The sequence below is a fragment of the Roseateles sp. genome (genome assembly GCF_036404855.1).
Lineage (GTDB): Bacteria > Pseudomonadota > Gammaproteobacteria > Burkholderiales > Burkholderiaceae_C > Pelomonas.
This window is the reverse complement of the sequence record NZ_DASWYS010000024.1, coordinates 1-4,729: the sequence shown is the minus strand read 5'-3', so window position 1 is coordinate 4,729 and position 4,729 is coordinate 1. Positions and strand designations below refer to the sequence as shown.

The following is a 4,729-nucleotide window of genomic DNA, read 5'->3' as shown; positions in this document are numbered from 1 at the left end:
TCGTCCGGGGCGCGCTGGATGGCCAAGAGAACAGCCCGCCGCTCCAGCGCGATGCGGACCTGATAAAGGTCGAACACCTCGTTGACGCTGATGGACTTGCGGTAAAAGCCCTTGTTCATCACGAACTCGAGCAGCCCCTCGGCCACCAACCGGTTCAGGGCTTCCCGCAGCGTTGCGCGAGCGACGCCGAGTTGCTCGCCGAGTTGTTTTTCGTTGATCCGCGCGCCCGGCTTGAACTCATATCGCATCGCCCGGTCGCGCAGCCCGAGGTACAGGCGCTCGACGTTGCTCTCGTCGCGCGGTACGGAGGGCTTGGCGGCTGCCTTGCGGGGGGACTTGGTGGCCTTCATGGTGAGCGACAGCTTTCATTGTTCACTGGTTCGCACGGCCGGCCGACCGGCAAGTGTCGTCACTTGTGAAAACACCAGTTTATACGGATCTCGATCGCAGCCCTCAACCCGGTAGTTTCCCTAGCTTCCGGCAAGCAGGAAATGTATGATTCTCCGTGCGTTATAGCGTTCGACACAAGTGTCGGCACTTTGTTCGAAACCACTTCCAGGATCGCCATGCCAAACCGCACAGTCAGCCTCGACGACAAGTACACGCTCCGCCAGGGTCGGGTCTTCATCACCGGAACGCAAGCCCTCGTGCGCCTGCCGATGACGCAGCACATGCGTGATCAGGCGGAGGGGCTGAGTACGGCCGGCTACGTCACCGGCTATCGCGGGTCGCCGTTGGGCACGCTCGACGAGCAGCTCGGCAAGGCGTCCAAGGCACTCGCTGTCCACGACGTCGTGTTCGTCCCCGGTGTCAACGAAGACCTCGCTGCCACCGCTGTCTGGGGATCGCAGCAGGCCGAGGCGGCCGGGGAGGGAAAGTACGACGGCGTCTTTGCCATGTGGTACGGGAAGGGCCCGGGCGTCGACCGCACCGGGGACGCCTTCAGGCATGGCAATCTCGCGGGCTCATCCAAACATGGTGGCGTCCTGGTCCTCATGGGCGACGATCACACCTGCGAATCATCGACAACCTGCCACCAGAGCGAGTTCGCGATGGTGGACGCCATGATTCCCGTCCTGAGTCCCGCCGGCGTGCAGGAAATCCTGGACTTCGGTCTGATCGGCTGGGCCCTGTCGCGCTACAGCGGGTGCTGGGTCGGCATTAAGTGCGTCAAGGACACCGTGGAAGCGACGGCCTCCATCGACGTTGACGTCGACCGGGTCCGCATCGTCCCGCCCCAAGGCGTGGAATTGCCCACGGACGGCCTGAACCTTCGCCAGCCGGATACGCCACACGCCCAGGAGGCGAGGTTGCACCGCCACAAGTTGGACGCCGTGAAGGCATTTGCCCGCGCCAACGCCATCGACCGAGTGGTCGTGGATGGAGACCGGGCGATGCTGGGCATCATCACGCACGGGAAGAGCTACCTCGACGTGCTGCAGGCCCTGCACGACCTGGACCTCACGGAGGAGCAGGCAGGCGAGCTCGGGCTCCGCATCTACAAGGTCGGCATGACCTGGCCCCTGGAACCCGCGGGCGCCGCGCGTTTTGCCGACGGCCTCCAGAAGGTCATGGTCGTGGAGGAAAAGCGCAGCCTCCTGGAGTCCCAACTCAAGGAGCAGCTCTACGGAAAGGCCGCTGCGCCCGCGGTCATCGGCAAGCTTGACGAGGACGGCCGGAGCCTCTTCCAGCCGGAGATGGCGCTCGATTCCAACCAGATTGCCATTGCCATCGGAGAGCGGCTCCTGCAGCTCCATGGGCACGGCCTCGAAGCTTTGCGCCGGCGCCTCGACGAGATCCGCGCCATGCGCGCTCCCAAGGGCGTGATCGACATCCTGTCGCGCAGCTTCTACTTCTGCAGCGGCTGCCCGCACAACTCGTCCACCGTGCTGCCGGAGGGAAGCAAGGCCTATGCAGGTATCGGATGCAGCTGGATGGCCCAGGCGATGGACCGTTCCACCACCGGCTACACGCAGATGGGCGCCGAGGGCATGTCCTGGGTCGGTGAAGCTCCGTTCTCGCAGCGGAAGCACATGTTCCAGAACATCGGCGACGGAACGTACTTCCACTCGGGGCTGCTGGCCATCCGCGCGGCGGTCGCGGCGAAGACCAACATCACCTACAAGATCCTGTTCAACGACGCGGTGGCCATGACGGGAGGCCAGCGGCACGACGGCATCCTGGACGTTCCCACCATCGCGCACCAGGTCCACGCCGAGGGAGTCAAGCGCATCGTGGTTGTGAGCGACGAGCCGGGAAAGTACCCCGCCGACATCCACTGGCCTCCGGGCCTGACAGTTCACCACCGGGACGAGATCAACGCGATCCAGAAGGAGCTGCGGGAGATCGAGGGAACGACCGCGCTGATCTACGACCAGACCTGCGCCGCGGAGAAGCGTCGCCGGCGCAAGCGCGGCCAGTTCCCGGATCCCGCCAAGCGCCTGCTGATCAACGACCTGGTGTGCGAAGGGTGCGGCGACTGCGGCGCGAAATCCAACTGCGTCTCGCTGCAGCCGCTGGAGACGGAGCTGGGTCGCAAGCGGACCATCGACCAGTCATCCTGCAACAAGGACTACTCCTGCGTGAAGGGCTTCTGTCCCAGCTTCGTCACGGTGCTGGGCGGCACGCTGCGCAAGCCCGCACGCGCCGGCGACGCGGGCGACCTTTTCCTGGCGCTCCCGCAGCCGGAACTGCCGTCCCTCGATGCAGGCGTGTACAGCATCCTCGTCACGGGCATGGGTGGCACGGGCGTGGTCACGATCGGGGCGATCCTTGGAATGGCTGCCCACCTGCAGGGACTGGGCTGCGGCATCCTGGACATGGCAGGTCTCGCCCAGAAGGGCGGTTCGGTCTGGAGCCACCTGCGCTTCGGCAGGTCGCCCGAGGCCATCAAGACCATCCGCATCGCCGCCGGTGGAGCGGACCTGGTGCTCGGCTGCGACATGATCGTTGCCGGCAATTCGAAGACGCTGGCCGCTGCCCGCAAGGGACGCACTCGCATGGTCGTCAACACCCAGGAGACGATGCCGGGCGAGTTCTCCCGCAATGCGGACATGCAGTACCCGCGCGGCAGCCTCCAGCGCAACATCGTGGACACGGTTGGCGCGGACAGCGCGGACTTCGTGGAGGCCGGGCGCATCGCCACCGCGCTGCTCGGGGACAGCATTGCCGCCAACATGTTCATGCTGGGCTTCGCCTACCAGCGGGGCCTGATCCCCGTCACCGCCGACGCGATAGAGCAGGCCATCGAGCTCAATGGCGCCCAGCAGCAGATGAACCGCGACGCCTTCCTGTGGGGCCGCCGCACGGTCGTGGACCCGGATGCGGTCGGGCGCATGTTGTCGACGCTGCAGGCCTCGCAGCGCGCAAGCCTCTCGCCCGCGGTCATCGAGAACCTGGATGAGGCCATCGCGTGGCGCAAACGCTTCCTGGTGGACTACCAGAACGAGGCCTATGCCAGGCAGTACGCCGACTTCGTGGAACATGTCCGCTCCGTCGAGCGCAGCAGCTTCCCGGGGCGCAGCGAGCTCACACGCGCCGTGGCCAAGTACTGCTTCAAGCTCATGGCGATAAAGGACGAATACGAGGTGGCTCGCCTCTACACCGAGACGGGCTTCCTGCAGCGCGTGGAGCGCCAGTTCGAGGGCGACTTCAAGCTGGTGTTCAACCTGGCGCCGCCCATCCTGTCGCAGCGGGACTCCGTGACGGGCGAGCCGCGCAAGCGCGAGTTCGGGCAATGGATCCTCCCGGCGTTCCGGCTCCTGGCAGGACTCCGGTTCCTGCGAGGCACGGCGTTCGACGTCTTTGGCCGCACGCAGGAGCGCCGCACGGAGCGGGCGCTGATTGCGCAATACAAGTCCAACATCGAGCAGGCGCTGGCGGTGATTGCCGGCACGCGGGATGCGGGTCACTACGAAGCGGCAGTCAAGCTGGCGGAACTGCCGGAATCCATCCGCGGCTACGGACACGTACGCGCACGCAGCGTCGAGGCCGCCCGTCAGCAGGAGAAGCCCCTGCTCGAAGCACTCCAGCGCCGGGTGATCGCGTTGAAGAAGGCCGCCTGACGCGACGGGAGGCGGCCGGCGCGCGGCGCCGGCCGTGCCGTCAGCGCGTGGCCGCCTGGTGGCGCAGGGTGCAGTCCCAGGCCAGTTCGGCGAGCGGGACCGCCTTGCGTCCGGTCTCCACCGCATCCGCCACGGCCGCCGTGCCGTCCGCCGCGCGTTGGGCGATGCCGTGCAGGATGGCGGCCATGCGGACCAGGGTAATAGTGCGTCGAAGGCCGTTATTGACGACCTGCGATTTTCAAACATCGACGAGATGTCGAAGCAGACTGAATGCCACGCGCCAGCTCTGCCCGTCGCAATCGAGAGTGGCCGTCTGCTGATTGATGCGCCTGATCAGTCCGATGCGATGCTGCAGATTGCGATCGATGAAGCTCACGCGCTGACCCTACGCGGAAGTCCTCGCGCCGACCGACCTCGGGCGGCGGTGCGAGTTCGGAGGCCTCATGCACCGTGTCGCCCGCGTTTGCCGTGGCGGCAACCTCCACCGAGATCGCCGCGTAGGGCAAGCTCACGTGGCGCCCGCTCGCTTCATCCTGCAACCGAATTGAGCGTGCCCAGATCAAGCCTGAAGTCGGAGCCGCGCGCACCCAGGAGCTGCCAAAACAATCTTCTGTTGGCGAATATGAAGAGCCCAAGGTCAAACAATCCACTGCGGTAGCTACAGG

General features: G+C 65.8%; 3 protein-coding genes and 1 pseudogene. 1 reads left to right on the top strand and 3 read right to left on the bottom strand.

Annotated features, from left to right (window positions below):
- On the bottom strand, window positions 1-350 hold a 350-nt coding region (locus VGF12_RS01625), incomplete at its 3' end, for a GntR family transcriptional regulator (protein ID WP_331174302.1).
- Window positions 351-566: 216 nt separating this feature from the next.
- Between VGF12_RS01625 and VGF12_RS01620 the strand changes: the two genes are divergently transcribed.
- Entirely contained in the window at window positions 567-4,064 is a 3,498-nt protein-coding gene (locus VGF12_RS01620) for an indolepyruvate ferredoxin oxidoreductase family protein (protein WP_331174301.1), read from the top strand.
- 40 nt (window positions 4,065-4,104) lie between these two features.
- Here the strand turns inward: VGF12_RS01620 and VGF12_RS01615 are convergent.
- Together VGF12_RS01615 and VGF12_RS01610 are read right to left on the bottom strand one after the other, a co-directional pair.
- Window positions 4,105-4,260: pseudogene (locus tag VGF12_RS01615) on the bottom strand (phosphotransferase family protein); the annotation flags it as partial.
- A gap of 42 nt (window positions 4,261-4,302) precedes the next feature.
- Window positions 4,303-4,440 (bottom strand): hypothetical protein, encoded by a 138-nt coding sequence (locus tag VGF12_RS01610; protein WP_291442700.1) that lies wholly within the window; start codon window positions 4,438-4,440, stop codon window positions 4,303-4,305.
- Between the last annotated feature and the right edge of the window lie 289 nt (window positions 4,441-4,729).

Coding starts and splice junctions, on each gene's coding strand:
- VGF12_RS01620 (WP_331174301.1), top strand. CDS start 567: ATGCCAAACCGCACAGTCAGCCTCGACGACAAGTACACGCTCCGCCAG.